Genomic DNA, 14,131 nt, shown 5'->3' with positions numbered 1-14,131 from the left:
CAGCTCCCTTCGCGTTACTTCTTTAATGAAACATCGTTAAACAACGGATAGCCGAGGGAATCGAATTTGATTCCTTGTACGGACTGGGATGCAGCTACGGTATAAGGGAACACGTAGATCGGAAGAATGATCGCATTGTCGATAATGTAATGCTGCACTTTCTTGTACAGCTCCGCCCGTTTCGCGTCATCCTTCTCCACTCTTCCCTGCTCGAGCCACTCATCCACCTCTGGACTGTTCAGCCGCGACAAGGTGGGCTGTCCGTTCGGATCATAGGAATGGTAGAACGAATAGAGTGCGTTCGGATCAGAATTGACTTGGCTGTTTCCGTATAAATCGTAATCTCCGTTGGTATACACCACGGTCCGGACATCTTTGGTGATCTCCACCTCAACGGCGATGCCGATTTGCTTCAACTGCTGCTGAATGATCACTGCGATGTCGTTGCGTTTTTCCCGGTTCGGGGTTCCGTCGACGTAATGCAGGGTGAGCTTCTTGCCGTCTTTTTCCCGGATGCCGTCCGCTCCCTTCACCCATCCCAACTCATCCAGCAGCTGGTTGGCCTTCGTTAGATCAGGTTGAATCGAGTTCTCCAGCGAAGGATCGTAGCCAAACGTTCCCGGCGTCAGCGGTGACCAAGCCCGCTCGTAAGTGCCTAAGTACAAGGTCTTGACGATCGCATCCACATCAACTGCGAGCTGCACGGCTTGCCGGGCCTTCAGCTCATTCCAGGGGGCATGGTCCAGATTAAAAAACAACGTATACGGCAGGCCGACCGTATTGGTCTGGAGCAACTGCAGCTCGGCATGGTTCTTCAGTGCGATCGCATTCTGAGGCGGCACCGTTTCGGCAGCGAGCACTTGCTTGCTCTGCACGCTTCCGATCCGGGTCGCTTCCTCCGGAATGATACGAAAGTTCACGCTGTCCAGATAAGGCGCTCCCGGGTTGTCGACCAATTCAGGCGCCCAATGATAATCTGGATTGCGCTCCACCTGAATGCCGGCGTTTTCCTCCCATTTCACGAATTTATACGGTCCGGTTCCCACCGGGTGCTGTCCCAGCTGATCACCGTATTGCTTGGCTGCCGTCGGCGAGACGATGCCAAGCAGCGCCTGGCTGAGGTTGCCAAGGAACGCTCTGGACGGCGTCGAAAGGTTGAGCTTGACGGTGTACTCGTCAATTACCTCGGAGGATTCATACGGCTGAAGCAAGGCAGCCGCATTCGCCGCTTTTGTGGCCGGATCGAGAATCCGGTCGAAGTTGAATTTAACCGCTTCGGCATTAAACGGGGTTCCGTCATGGAATTTGACATCCTCCCGGAGCTTGAAGGTATAGCTGAGCCCGTCCTCCGAAACCGTCCATTCCTTCGCCAACCACGGCTTGATGGTATTGTCCGGCAGCTGGACGACCAGGCTGTCATAGATCGTGCGAAGGACCCGAACCGCTACGGCAAGCCCGCTGCGATGCGGGTCCAACGTATCGGGTGAGGTCGCCAGCGCATAAGTGAGTTCCCCGCCTTGTGCGGCAGCTGTTTGTTCGGCATCCGAGGCGGACGCCTCAGCCTTTGGGCTTTCTTGTGCGGTTGGATGGCTCCCGCAGGCCGATAGCAGCACCACCATCATCGTTGCCGCTGCGACGATGGATTTACTGCGCTTGGTTTTCATGATTCTCATGGCATCAACGCCCTCCCTGTGCTTAAACTAACGTTTGATCAGACATACCGAACGCTGCCGGCCTGTTGCAGCGCCCTCTGCGCCGTGTAACGGTTCACCGGCACAGGCAGCCCCAGATTGCCGCGAAGCGTATCCGCCTCATAATCGGTGCGGAACAATCCGCGTTCCTGCAGAATCGGCACGACCCATTCCACGAAATCTCTCAGCCCGCCCGGAACGCTTTCTCCGATAATAAAACCGTCCGCCGCCTGTTCCTCGAACCATTGCTGCACAATATCCGCAACCTTCTCCGGCGTGCCAAAGAACACCGTCCTTGGCGTCGCCTCCTGCAGCGCAACTTCCCGGAGCGTCAGGTTCTGCTCCTTCGCCCGTTTCTTGATACGTTCCGTTGTACTGCGGAAGCTGTTCGAACCGAAATCGCCCAGATCCGGGAACGGCTCATCCAGCGGATATCGGGAGAAATCATGGTGCTCGAAATACCGTCCAAGGTACTCCAGCGCTTTGTCCGGCGTCACCAATTCGGCGATTTCGCGGTATTTCCGCTCCGCTTCCTCCTCAGTCCGGCCAATGATTGGACCGATTCCCGGGAAGATCAGAATCTCATTAGGGGAACGCCCATATTCGACGGCGCGCCGCTTCACGTCCTGATAGAACGCCTTGGCTTCTTCAAGCGTCTCCGGTCCGGTGAATACCGCGTCCGCCGTCTTGGCCGCAAGGTTGCGGCCGCTTTCGGAGGAGCCGGCTTGGAACACGACCGGTTGGCCCTGCTTGGAACGCGCGATGTTTAACGGGCCCTGTACGGAGAAATACTCGCCCTCGTGATTCAACCGATGCATTTTGGACGGGTCGAAGAAAACCCCGCTCTCCTTGTCGCGAATAAAAGCGTCATCCTCCCAGGAGTCCCACAGGCCTTTGATGACCTCCAAATATTCCTCGGCGATTCGGTATCGCTCAGAATGCGAGGGGTGCGGTTTGCCGCCAAAATTGAGGGCCGTCCCTTCCAAAGGTGAAGTCACAACGTTCCAACCGGCCCGCCCTTTGCTAATATGGTCGATCGACGCGAACTGCCGGGCGACCGTAAAGGGCTCGCTGTACGAGGTCGACAGCGTTCCGACCAGGCCGATCCGTGAAGTTACAGCGCCAAGCGCAGACAAGATCGTAATCGGCTCGAACCGGTTCAGAAAATGCGGGATCGATTTTTCATTGATGTAGAGACCGTCCGCAATGAATACAAAATCGAATTTTCCGTTTTCAGCGATTTGCGCCTGTTGCGTATAAAAAGCAAGGCTTACGCTGGCATCCGAAGGAATCTGCGGATGCCTCCACGCCGTATGGCTGCTCCCTACGCCATGAATCGCGGCTCCGAACCGGAGCTGTCTATTGGAATGGGAACCCATTGTTCACTCCACCTTTGTTTAATTTAGAAATCATGACACTCTAATCAATCATTAACTCATATGTTTAGTCGGCATTAGTGCAGCACAGAATCCCGTGAGGCTCTCCTTCACCTTCAGGCACATCGCCTTCTGAATTTACACAACCTGGCCTTGCTTCTGCTCCTCTGCCCCAAGCCGATAACGGGCCAGTTCCCGGTTCAGCTCGGCTACCTCCTCGTCCAGCCGCACCCGAAGCTGCTCTTCCAGCGCAAACCCGCCGTTCTCCAACCGGCTAACCCATTGATCGACGGCAAATACACCGCTGAGAATATGAGTTCCGCCAAGCGCCGCAACCACCGGCTTCAACGCGTAATCCACCGCCAGCAAATGGGCAATCGTCCCGCCGATGAACAGCGGCAGCACTACTTTGCCTTGGAGCCCTTTTTGCGGGATCAAATCCAGGATCGTCTTCAGCGCGCCCGAATAAGACGCTTTATAGACCGGGCTGGCGATGATAACGGCATCGGCCGCTTCAACCGCTGCGTTCAGCTCCTTCACAACCTCGCTGTTGAAATTCGCCCGGAGCAAATCCTCCGCCGGCAGCTCTGCCGCCGAGAACCAATCGATGGAATTGCCCGCTTGGGTCAACTTCTCCTGTACGTAATCCGTTAATCCGAACAACCGTGAACCTAAGGTTGGACTCCCAGCGATAATAACGATTTTGCTCATAATTTGATCTCCTCCTATTCGTAATCCATCTCCTGATACTGCAAAGCTAACGGCACCACCTCAGCATGCCGGTACCCGCCTCAGGATTTAGCCGCTACCGCTTTACGCTCCAGCGTATATCGGTTCTCCGGAAACGGCAGGCCCAGGTTGCCGCGCAGCGTATCGCTTTCGTATTCAGTCCGGAACAGGTCGCGCTCCTGCAGAATCGGTACGACCAGATCCACAAAATCCTCCAGCCCGTTCGGAACGGCAGCGGTAATCATAAACCCGTCGGCTGCGCCTCCCTCAAACCAGGCCTGAATCCGGTCTGCGACCTGCACCGGCGTCCCGATAAATCCGCCGCGCGGCGTTGCGACTTGAAGCGCCACTTGTCTTAACGTCAACCCTTTTTCCTTGGCGTCTTTTTTGATTTTATCCGTGCTGCTTTGGAAGCTGTTTTTGCCCAAATCCCCGACATCCGGGAACGGCTCATCCAGCGGATATTGGGAGAAATCATGATGCTCGAAGAAACGGCCCAAATAGTCCAGCGCATTCTCGATCGTCACCAGGCTGGCGACCTCTTGATATTTGCGTTCCGCTTCCTCCGGCGTACGGCCAAGGATCGGGCTGATCCCCGGAAAGATCAGGACTTCCTCCGGATTCCGTCCAAACGATGCGGCGCGGGACTTCACATCTTGGTAGAAAGCTTGCGCGTCCTCGATCGTCTCATGCCCGGTGAACACGGAGTCCGCGTGCTTGGCTGCGTAATTTTTGCCGACCTCAGAGGAGCCCGCCTGGAAGATCACGGGTTGCCCTTGCTTAGAGCGGGCGATGTTCAGCGGCCCCTTCACCGAGAAGAATTCTCCGACGTGGTTCAGCGTGTGCATTTTTTCCGGATCAAAAAATACCCCCGTCTCCTTATCCCGCACAAATGCGTCGTCCTCCCACGAATCCCACAGACCGCGGACCACCTCCAGAAACTCGGTGGCAATCCGGTAACGTTTGGCATGGTCCGGATGCTCCTTCTTCCCATAGTTCAGCGCCGAGCCTTCCAACGGGGAGGTTACGACGTTCCAGCCTGCGCGCCCTCCGCTGATCATGTCCAAGGAGGCGAACTGCCGGGCAACGGTAAACGGCTCGCTGTACGAAGTGGACAACGTTCCGACCAGACCCACATGCTTGCTGACCGCCGCCAGGGCGCTGAGGAGCGTTAAGGGCTCAAAGCGGTTCAGGAAATGGGGGATCGATTTCTCCGTGATGTATAAGCCGTCCGCAATAAATACCAGGTCGAATTTGCCGGCCTCCGCCTTTTGCACCCAACGTTTATACACGTCGATATTCACGCTGGCATCCGCCTGCACATCCGGATGACGCCACAGGGAGGTTCCTCCTCCTACCCCGTGCAATAATGCGCCTAATTTGAGTTGTCTTGGTTTCGCCATGATCTCGTTCCTCCTTATCGTTTGGGTATCGTTCGTTTCCTAGCCCTTAGCTCTTGCTTAGGGCAAACCCGGCTGCTTGTTTGATTCGATCGATTTGCCCCAAATGACGTTGGACGTGGTTGGTAAAGCCCTCGACAATATCCTTGATGGAGACAGTTTCTCCCTTGGCGTTCACGCCGGTTTTCTCCAAGTCGGCCGCATCCAGGCGGCTTAACAGCAGGCTGTTGTACAAAAGCAACGCATGAAAGGCCTGCAGCACATCGGAGACTTTACCTGCGTTGGCATATTGCCCGCTGATCCAGGCGTCTTGGTTAAAAGCCGGCAGCCGCGCCTCCGTTCCCGCCAGAATATCCCGGATCCGAAAAGAGACAACGATACTGTGATCCACCAAGTGGGTTAATACCTCCAGTACGCTCCAGCTCTCCGGCTTTGGCTTCCAAGTGGTCTGCTCCTCGCTGAGGCCATCAATGGCCGTAACGAGCTGTCCATGTGTATTCAAAAAAGCTTCAAAATTTACTTTAGTCATGCCATCCCCTCCGATTCCAAATTAAGCTTCTTCCCGAACTCCCTGCTTCGCCAACTGGCCCAATCAGGTCCAGCGCCAAATCTCTCTACTTCGCCAACTGGCCAAAACGATCCAGCGCAAACGGCCGCAGCGAGTCATCCGTCTTCCCTTTTTCAACCAAGTCCGCAAGCCGCTCCCCAATCACGCTGGCAAATTTGAAGCCGTGTCCGGAAAAGCCGCCCGCCACCCAAACCTGCGGGTGCTCTGGATGCCGGTCGATGATAAAATCCTCATCCGGCGACATCTCGTATTTGCAGACCGCGCCTTGCTTTAGGCGGCCGGCCGCCCCCGGCATATAGGCTGACAGCACGCGGCGCAAATCCGCTTCATCCTCGGGACGGCTTCCGAAAGGCGCCAACGTCTCCCCCGGGGTCCAGGGGATTCCGCCGTCATGGCGGCCGATCTTAAGACCGGCTCCGCCGATGTTCGGGAACCCGTAATACCCGCCTTCCGGCGTCCCCAATGTAAACCCGGGAAAACGTCCCCCGTCGAAGCCAGGACCGGTTGTCTCGAACCATCCGACCACCTTGCGCACGGAGCGAATGGGAAGGTTGACGAACGGGGCGAGCGTGCTGAACCATGCCCCGGCAGTAAGCAGAACGGCCCCGGCATGAAACTTGTCGTCCGCGGTATAAACCGTCACGCCGCCTGCTCCGCTGTGTACCTTCAAATCCCGCACGATGGCGTACGTCAGCAGCTCCGCGCCTTGCGCCAACGCCAGCTTGCGATACGCCTCCACACATCGCTCGCTGTACAAGTACCCGGCGTCCGGCTCATACATCGCCTCAAACGAATCCGGGATCGTCAGCTCTGGCCAGCGGGCGCGGATTTCTGCCGCATCCAGCCATTCCGTACGGACGCCCAGCGCCTCCGATTGCGCAATTCGCTCCTTAAAGGAATAGATGGTGCGATCCGCGATATTCAGCACGCCGGACGGCTCCAGCAGCCGAGTTCCGGTCAGCTCCTCCACTTCATTCCATAAGCGGTGGGCGCGAACCGCCAATTCCGTATACACGGGATCTCCGCTGTAAGCATGCCGGATCAGCCGGGGTTCGCCGTGATGGCTGCCTTCCCGGTGCGGCGGATCAAAAGCATCGATCAGCAGCGTTCGCAGCCCCTTACGGGCCAAATAGTACCCGGCGCTCATCCCCATGGAGCCTGCGCCAACAACGATGACGTCATAAACGGCGGGCGTGCTCATCGGGACGCGCCTTCCTTCCGGCGGTTATCCCGTGCCAGCTCCTCCAATGCCAGCTCCGCCAGCTTCGTGAAGAAGCCGATGCTTACCGGAATCGCCCGCTCGTCAAGATCAAAGGCTGGATGATGCCATTCCTGCGGCCCATCCGTCCCCATAAAGACGAAGAGCCCCGGAACTTCCCGTTGATACCACGAAAAATCCTCTCCTGCCGGCGACGGAACCGGCATGATGCCCTGATACCCCGCCGCCTCTGCGGCCGCCAGCCCAAGCTCCGCCAGCTTGGGATCGTTCAGCACGGGCGGCGGCCCTTCGATCCAGCGGACGGAAGCTGTCGTGCCAAATGCAGCCGCCACTCCTTGAACCACCTCTTCGAAGCGCTGTAGCACCCGCCGCCGCACCTCTTCATCAAAGGTGCGGATCGTGCCCTCCAGCAGCGCTGTTTCAGGGACGACGTTCCATGCCGTGCCGCTGTGGAGCTTCGTGACGCTGATGACGGCACTCTCCAGGGAGCCGACGTTCCGGCTGATAATCGATTGCAGCACCGTCACGAGATGCGCGGCGGTGACGATCGGGTCGTTGCCGGCTTCCGGCACGGCGGCGTGGGTCCCCCGTCCCGCGACCTCTACAACAAAGCCATCGGCGGCGGCCATAAGCGCGCCGCTCTTGATCCCGATCGTCCCGACGGGAAGATCGGGCTTATTGTGCATGCCGAAGATCGCCTGCACCCCATCGAGCGCCCCGCTGGCGATGACTTGCCGCGCGCCTTTGGCCTTCTCTTCGGCTGGCTGGAAGATCAGCCGGACCGTGCCCTTCAGTTCCTCCTCCCGCGCTTTAAGGGCATACGCCGTACCGATCAGGGCGGCAGTATGGAAATCATGCCCGCAGGCGTGCATCTTGCCGGGATTCGCCGAAGCAAACGGGAGTCCCGTCTCCTCCTGAATCGGCAGTGCGTCGATATCCGCCCGAAGCGCGATGACCGGCCCGCCCTGGAGCCCGCCAACCTCGGCTACCAGCCCCGTTGTCAGCGGAATGTCCAGGATCCGGATGCCCGCTTCCTCCAGCCAGCCGCGAATTTGACGGGTCGTCTCGAACTCTTCGTTTGACAGTTCCGGGTACCGGTGCAACTCCCGGCGAATCTCTACGAACCGCGCTGCCGCTGTACCGGACAACTCTTGAGTCGTATAAGTATCGTTAGACATGTTACGCCTCCACCGTCACTTCGACTAATGCTTCGCGAAGCAGCTCAAAGGAGCGGACTCGCTTCTCGAAAGGCGTGATATTGCTGGTGACAATCACTTCCTCGATGCCGGTGTCCTTCTGCAGCGCGAACAGCTGCTCCCGGACCGTTGCCTTGGTCCCTTTAACAATCCAAGGCTCCTGCTCCTCGATCGTATAGGGCTCTCCGGCCTGACGGCCGAACTCTTCCGCTTGCTCCCGTGTGCCAAGCGTCACCAATTTGCCGCTGGCGAGCCGCACCTTCACAACCTTCTGATTGCCGGCAAGCTCGGCGGCTTCCGCTTCAGATTCGGCGACGATGACGGACAACGCCAGGATGACTTGAGGCTCGGTACCGTGGGACGCCTCAAAGCTCTCCCGGTAGGTTTGGATCGCCTTGAGCGCAATCGCCGGATCCCCGTTAATAAACAAGGAAAACACATAAGGCAAGCCTAGTCCTGCAGCGATTTGCGCACTATCCACGCTCGCCCCAAGCACGTAGAGCTCAGGAGCCTCCGCCGGGAGCGGGGCCGCGCGCAATCCGGCCAGCGGATGGTCCGCCTCCAGGCGGTTCTGCACGTATTTGCGCAGCTCCACGATTTTGTCTGTCAAGGTCGCCGATTCCCTTACGCCTTGCTGCAAAGCCTGCGTGCTCTTCGGCAAACCTCCTGGAGCCCGGCCAACGCCAAGGTCGACCCGCCCCGGCGCCAGAGAAGCCAGCACGTTGAAATTTTCCGCCACCTTATACGGGCTGTAATGCTGGAGCATCACGCCGCCGGAGCCGATCCGGATCGTGCTCGTTTTCGCCAGAAGGTAGGAAATCAGCACCTCGGGCGAGGAACCGGCCACCTGCTCCGAATCATGATGCTCAGACACCCAAAACCGCCGGAACCCCAGCTCCTCGGATTTGCGGGCCAGCGATACGGTATGCTTAAACGCCTGCTCCGCACTCTCCCCCGGGTAAACCGGGCTTTGATCCAACACGCTAATCGTGAGTCCCATCTCTCTTTCGCCTCCTAAATCCTAAATGCTTAAATGCTATAGCTCGGCTCAGGGGTAATCCGTTTCAGAAACTGCTTCGTCCGCTCTTCACGCGGATGATACAGCAGCTCCGCCGGGCTCCCTTCTTCCACGATGACGCCGCCGTCCATAAATACGGCGTGGTTGGCCACATCCCGGGCAAACCCCATCTCATGGGTCACGACGATCATCGTGATCCCTTCCTTGGCAATCTTGCGAATGACCTCCAGCACTTCGCCAACCAGCTCCGGGTCCAGCGCCGACGTAGGTTCGTCAAATAAAATAACCTCCGGCTCAAGCGCCAGTGCTCGGGCAATGCCCACAAGCTGCTGCTGGCCTCCGGACAGCTGGCTTGGATAAGCGTCCAGCTTACCGGCCAGCCCCACCTTCTCCAGCAAAGCGATGCTGCGGACTTTGGCTTCTTCCTTGGGTATTTTTTTGACGATCACCAAGCCTTCCATCACGTTCTCCAGCGCCGTCTTGTGCCGAAACAAGTTATATTGCTGAAACACCATCGCCGTCTTTTGCCGGAGGGCATGAATGTCTTTCTTGGTCGCGCGGCTGCAGTTCACCCGGTAATCGCCGATGGCAATCTCGCCGCCGCTGGGCTTCTCCAGATAGTTGATGCATCGCAGCAGCGTCGTTTTGCCGGAGCCGCTTGGTCCCAGAATGACTACGACATCGCCTTGGTTCACCGTCAGATCAATCGATTTTAAGACCTGCTGGCGCCCAAAAGACTTGGATAATTGACGAAGCTGAATCATGCCACTCCCCCCCGATTGTAAAGTTGGATTCGTTTCTCGAGCCGCGCCGTGAGCCGTTCGATCAGGACGGTCAGCCCCCAGAAAATCAACGCCGCCGCAACATAGGCCTCAAAAAACTTCCAGTTGGTCGAGGCAACGATTTGCGCTTTCGCGTTAATATCCACGACGGATACGGTAAAAGCCAGCGTCGACCCGTGCAGCATCCCGATCGCCGAGTTGGACAGGTTCGGCAGGCTGAACGCCAGCGCCTGGGGGAACACGATCCGCCGCAGCGCCTGAAACGTCGTCATCCCGATGGAATAGGCCGCTTCGAGCTGCCCGCGGTTCACCGCCAGCAGCCCCGAGCGGACGACCTCGGACATATAGGCCCCGGCCGTGATAGAAAAGGAAATATAGGCAAAAGCAATCATCGGAATGGAGGCGGACTTAAAGCCCCAGCCGAACCCCTCCGATAAGCCGTCAATAATGACCGGCAACCCGAAGTAAATCAGCAATAAGTGCGTCAGCATGGGCGTCCCGCGAATAAAGGTGACATAAGCGGTGGAGATTTGCCCCAGCACAGGAACCCGATACAGCCGGAACAGCGCCGTGATCACGCCAATGACAAACCCAACCGAGACGGACACGGCGGTGATCATTAAGGTGGTGGGAATCGCCGACAACAGCTGAACGAAGGCCGTCCAGACAAAAGAAGGGTCGATTTTCATAGTTTTGCGCCTCCTTTTTCTGCGCCGAGCCCAACAAACATGCCTCTCAGCGACGGCTTCCGCTCGATCCGGAACCTCCTTCTCTCCGCTCCATCCGGCTGCTCATGCTTCAGCAAACGCCGTTCGGCGGCCCGCAGCAGCTTCTCTAATGTGAAGCTCACGACCAAATAGATGAACGCCAGAGCCAAATACGCTTCAATAAAATGCTGAGTAAGCGCGCCAAGCGTCTGGGCTTTGCCGGTGAGTTCCATGACGCCAAGGGTAAACGCCAGCGAAGTATCCTTCAACAAAGCAATCACCATATTGGAGAAGACCGGCACCGCCAACGCCAACGCTTGCGGCAATACAATTCGGGTGAATGCTTGATGCCCCTTCATCCCGATCGCATAGGCTGCTTCGACCTGTCCCCGATCCACGGCCGTCACCGAAGCGCGGATCATCTCCGACATAAAGGCTCCGGTATGCAGGCCGTAGGTCAAAATGACGAAGAACAACACGGGCGCTCGGGAGATATCCAGGTGGACCAGCTTCAACAGCTCCGGCAAGCCATAGTAGAACAGGAACAATTGGATCAAGATCGGCGTCCCTCTGAAAAAAGAGACATATACCTTCGAAAACTGCTGCAACACCGGAATCCGATACAGCCGGGGGAACGCGATCACAAACCCGACGATCATTCCCGTCAGCAGCGACCCGCCCACAATCAGCAAGGTGACGCCCAGCGTCGACCACAGCTTCGAAAAGGCGCTGATCACGAAAGAAAAATCAAACGGTGCCCCCACGAAAATCTCCCTCCTTTCCCGCCTTTTTGATTAGCTAGTGAAGTCTTCCCCAAGCCATTCCTTGCTCAGCTTGCTTAAGGTTCCATCCGCCTTCAATTCCTTGATGACCCCGTCGATCGCATCCGCCAGCTTCTGTCCCTCCGGATCGTCTTTGCGGAAGACGAAGAGAATATCGGCTTGTGACAGCTCCTCCCCGGTCGTCTTCAGCTTGCCTTGAGGATCGATCAGCGACAGCGAGAAGTCCGCTCCCAATGTGGCTTCGACGCGGCCGGAAGTGATTTGGCTGACCGTATCGTTGGCTGCACCGCTCTGGTACACGATCTCGATAGCATTGTTATTTTCCTTGTTGTAGTTCTCCAAAATTTGTGCCTGCGCGCTGGTTGGTGAGGTCAACACCTTCTTCCCCTTCAAATCATCCAAGGAATGAATCGTATTGTTGTCTTTCGCGACGATGATCTTATTTCTCCAGTGCGCGTAGGGCTCTTTGTTAAACAGGTATTTCTCGGACCGCTCCGGGTTCTTCTCCATCTCATGAGCGACAAAATCGATCTTCTTCGTCTCCAAGCTCAGCAGCAGGTTGGAAAACTCCTGGGTCTGGAACTCGAATTCATATTCCTCAAGACGCTGATCGATCTCGCGGACCAGCTCAACGTCAAATCCGGTTAATTTTCCGTTCTCGTCGATAAAGCATACTTTCGGAAAGCCTGTGCCCGTCCCTACGATGATTTTCTTCACTTCCCCCAAGGCCGCACTCGCCGCCGTATCCTTCGCTTCCGTCCCGCCGGACGCTCCCGCTCCGCATCCTGCCAGCGCCCCCGCTAACACCAGTACGGCCGCTGCACTTAACCATCTCTTCATGTCTCTAACCCCTTCCTTATTCACGGTGATCTTCGTTTTACAATCCCTATAAGTTTAGTCAGGATTATGTTGACACTACTTTACTGTGATTTTTGTTACACGTCTAATCGAGTTTTTCTATGGGTACATGCAAATCGTCGATAGGAGAAGCGCCTAGCTCTAACAAAGCGTCCAAAAACACGTTGTTTTCACCGCTGAGGGAGATAAGGTGGGTTTGTAAAGAAACGCCTGCCGTCTCAAGGATGTCTACCGGCACGAGGATTCCCTCCTGCACTTCTTGTCTGGCGGACAACCCAGGGAGAAAGCAGATGCCGGCCCGGCTGATCACAAGCTTCTTCGCAGTCTCGGCATTATCGACTTGAAATACGATGTTTGGCGGCTGCTCCAGGCTTTCGAACGCGCGGTGAATTCGCATCCAGTCGAGGGAGCCGCATTCGAAGAACACCAGCGGTTCCCGCCGGATGTCGCGGATGGATGCACTTCCGGCAGCGGCAAGCGGGTGATCCTTATACACGTATAGCCGGATCGGATCATCATAGAAAGGATAGGATTGGAACGACGGACTCATCTGCTTGCGTGCAAATGCCACATCGATTTCCTTGGCCGCCAGCTTGCCTGCCAGAACGTCAGTCGGACCGGTTGTCACCTTGAAGTTGATCAGCGGAAAGCGTTGATGCAGAAGCACGAGCAGGTGCGGCATTAAATAGTTGGACACGGAAACGGTGCTGCCAATCCGAAGCTCCTCAGGGGTACCCGGCCGGGAATGGAGATGATGTTTTCCCTTTTGGTAGATCTGGAGGATTTGCTGGGCATAAGGCAGAAATTGTTTTCCCTTCTCCGTCAGCTGGATTTGTTTCCCCAAGCGATCGAACAATCGGCAATCCAGCTCCCGCTCCAGCGATTGAATCCGCGCGGTCACCGTCGGCTGCGAAAGAAATAACACCTCCGCCGCTTTGTTGAAGCTGCCGTAGTGATTGATGTATACAAACGCCTCAATATGATCGATGTTCAAAAAGATCCCTCCCCTAATTACTCTATATTTCTTACTATACCAATCTATATAGGCGGTTTTATTAAAATTATCCTTAATCTTAGGGAGCCCGCCACTTTTTGTCAATCGTTCGATATAGAATTTTTTAATGTCTGTGTAAATATTTTTATATTCCGATGCGGTTAGTCGGTATTTAGTCTATACTGATTTCACTTCACCTGATTGGGATGTTAAATGAATTACTTCGATAAGGAGTGTTGGAGAGATGAGCCGTTTAGAGCAGGAAGTGTTAATCCGGGATGCCCGGGAGGATGAACGGGAACAAATTGCCAAGGTGATGCTGGAAGCTTACCGGCAATATGCGTTTGATATGCCCCGTGAGCGGTGGGAGGAATATCGCGAGAACATCCGAAGCTCTGTCTACGGCAACGGCCCTTATGCCCGCCTTGTCGCCGAGCTTAACGGAGACATCGTGGGCAGCGTGCAGCTGTTCCTGAACTCGGAAGCGGCCTATGGGAGATCGGACCTAGGCATCCAATCCCCCATCATCCGGCTGCTCGCCGTATCCCCCTATGCCCGCAGACGCGGAATTGCAAAGCAGCTTATTCGTGAGGCCGCCCGCCGATCCCTGGAGCTGGGCGCCCGCACGCTGTACCTACATACGTCGGACATGATGGCCGCTGCGGTGAAGCTGTATGAGAGCCTCGGATTCGAACGGGCTTACGAAGCTGATACCACCAATGGGGAGACCCTGGTCAAATCGTATAAGATCCAATTGACGGACGCGTTGCCCCTGCTGCAAACCTCGTAAGTACAATCAATCAGGGGCGTT

General features: G+C 56.4%; 14 protein-coding genes. 1 reads left to right on the top strand and 13 read right to left on the bottom strand.

What is annotated here, in order from left to right; genetic code table 11:
* Positions 1–14: 14 nt before the first annotated feature.
* From NSQ80_RS04435 to NSQ80_RS04375, 13 genes are all read right to left on the bottom strand, one after another.
* Positions 15–1,673: an ABC transporter substrate-binding protein gene (locus NSQ80_RS04435; RefSeq protein ID WP_009224595.1), complete on the bottom strand. Its 1,659-nt coding sequence runs from the start codon at positions 1,671–1,673 to the stop codon at positions 15–17.
* A gap of 38 nt (positions 1,674–1,711) precedes the next feature.
* Positions 1,712–3,070, bottom strand: a complete 1,359-nt coding sequence (locus tag NSQ80_RS04430; protein ID WP_339301528.1) for an LLM class flavin-dependent oxidoreductase — start codon at positions 3,068–3,070, stop codon at positions 1,712–1,714.
* 135 nt (positions 3,071–3,205) lie between these two features.
* Positions 3,206–3,778: an NADPH-dependent FMN reductase gene (gene ssuE, locus NSQ80_RS04425; RefSeq protein ID WP_009224593.1), complete on the bottom strand. Its 573-nt coding sequence runs from the start codon at positions 3,776–3,778 to the stop codon at positions 3,206–3,208.
* 80 nt (positions 3,779–3,858) lie between these two features.
* Entirely contained in the window at positions 3,859–5,199 is a 1,341-nt protein-coding gene (locus NSQ80_RS04420) for an LLM class flavin-dependent oxidoreductase (RefSeq protein WP_009224592.1), read from the bottom strand.
* Between the two features lie 46 nt (positions 5,200–5,245).
* A complete protein-coding gene (locus tag NSQ80_RS04415) occupies positions 5,246–5,725 on the bottom strand; it encodes a DinB family protein (protein ID WP_009224591.1) in 480 nt (159 codons plus the stop codon).
* 85 nt (positions 5,726–5,810) lie between these two features.
* Positions 5,811–6,965: an N-methyl-L-tryptophan oxidase gene (gene solA, locus NSQ80_RS04410; RefSeq protein WP_009224590.1), complete on the bottom strand. Its 1,155-nt coding sequence runs from the start codon at positions 6,963–6,965 to the stop codon at positions 5,811–5,813.
* On the bottom strand, positions 6,962–8,161 hold the full coding sequence (locus tag NSQ80_RS04405; protein ID WP_009224589.1) for an amidohydrolase: 1,200 nt from the start codon (positions 8,159–8,161) through the stop codon (positions 6,962–6,964). Before NSQ80_RS04405 ends, solA begins: the two co-directional genes overlap by 4 nt.
* 1 nt (position 8,162) lies before the next feature.
* Entirely contained in the window at positions 8,163–9,179 is a 1,017-nt protein-coding gene (locus NSQ80_RS04400; RefSeq protein ID WP_339301524.1) for an LLM class flavin-dependent oxidoreductase, read from the bottom strand.
* Positions 9,180–9,208: 29 nt separating this feature from the next.
* Positions 9,209–9,961, bottom strand: a complete 753-nt coding sequence (locus NSQ80_RS04395) for an amino acid ABC transporter ATP-binding protein (protein WP_339301522.1) — start codon at positions 9,959–9,961, stop codon at positions 9,209–9,211.
* Positions 9,958–10,668, bottom strand: coding sequence for an amino acid ABC transporter permease (locus NSQ80_RS04390; RefSeq protein ID WP_009224586.1), 711 nt, complete (start codon positions 10,666–10,668; stop codon positions 9,958–9,960). Before NSQ80_RS04390 ends, NSQ80_RS04395 begins: the two co-directional genes overlap by 4 nt.
* A complete protein-coding gene (locus NSQ80_RS04385; RefSeq protein ID WP_339301520.1) occupies positions 10,665–11,450 on the bottom strand; it encodes an amino acid ABC transporter permease in 786 nt (261 codons plus the stop codon). The genes NSQ80_RS04390 and NSQ80_RS04385 overlap by 4 nt, the downstream gene beginning before the upstream one ends.
* 30 nt (positions 11,451–11,480) lie before the next feature.
* A complete protein-coding gene (locus tag NSQ80_RS04380) occupies positions 11,481–12,308 on the bottom strand; it encodes a transporter substrate-binding domain-containing protein (RefSeq protein ID WP_339301518.1) in 828 nt (275 codons plus the stop codon).
* A 103-nt stretch (positions 12,309–12,411) separates the two neighbouring features.
* Complete coding sequence (locus tag NSQ80_RS04375) at positions 12,412–13,320, bottom strand: LysR family transcriptional regulator (RefSeq protein ID WP_036644893.1); 909 nt, start codon at positions 13,318–13,320, stop codon at positions 12,412–12,414.
* Positions 13,321–13,564: 244 nt separating this feature from the next.
* Here NSQ80_RS04375 and NSQ80_RS04370 point away from each other — a divergent pair, with 244 nt between their 5' ends.
* Entirely contained in the window at positions 13,565–14,110 is a 546-nt protein-coding gene (locus NSQ80_RS04370; RefSeq protein ID WP_127576342.1) for a GNAT family N-acetyltransferase, read from the top strand.
* Positions 14,111–14,131: the final 21 nt, after the last annotated feature.

The organism is Paenibacillus sp. FSL K6-2441 (genome assembly GCF_037964765.1).
In the GTDB taxonomy this organism is placed as follows: Bacteria; Bacillota; Bacilli; order Paenibacillales; family Paenibacillaceae; genus Fontibacillus; species Fontibacillus phoenicis.
This window is presented reverse-complemented; position numbering and strand designations above follow the sequence as displayed.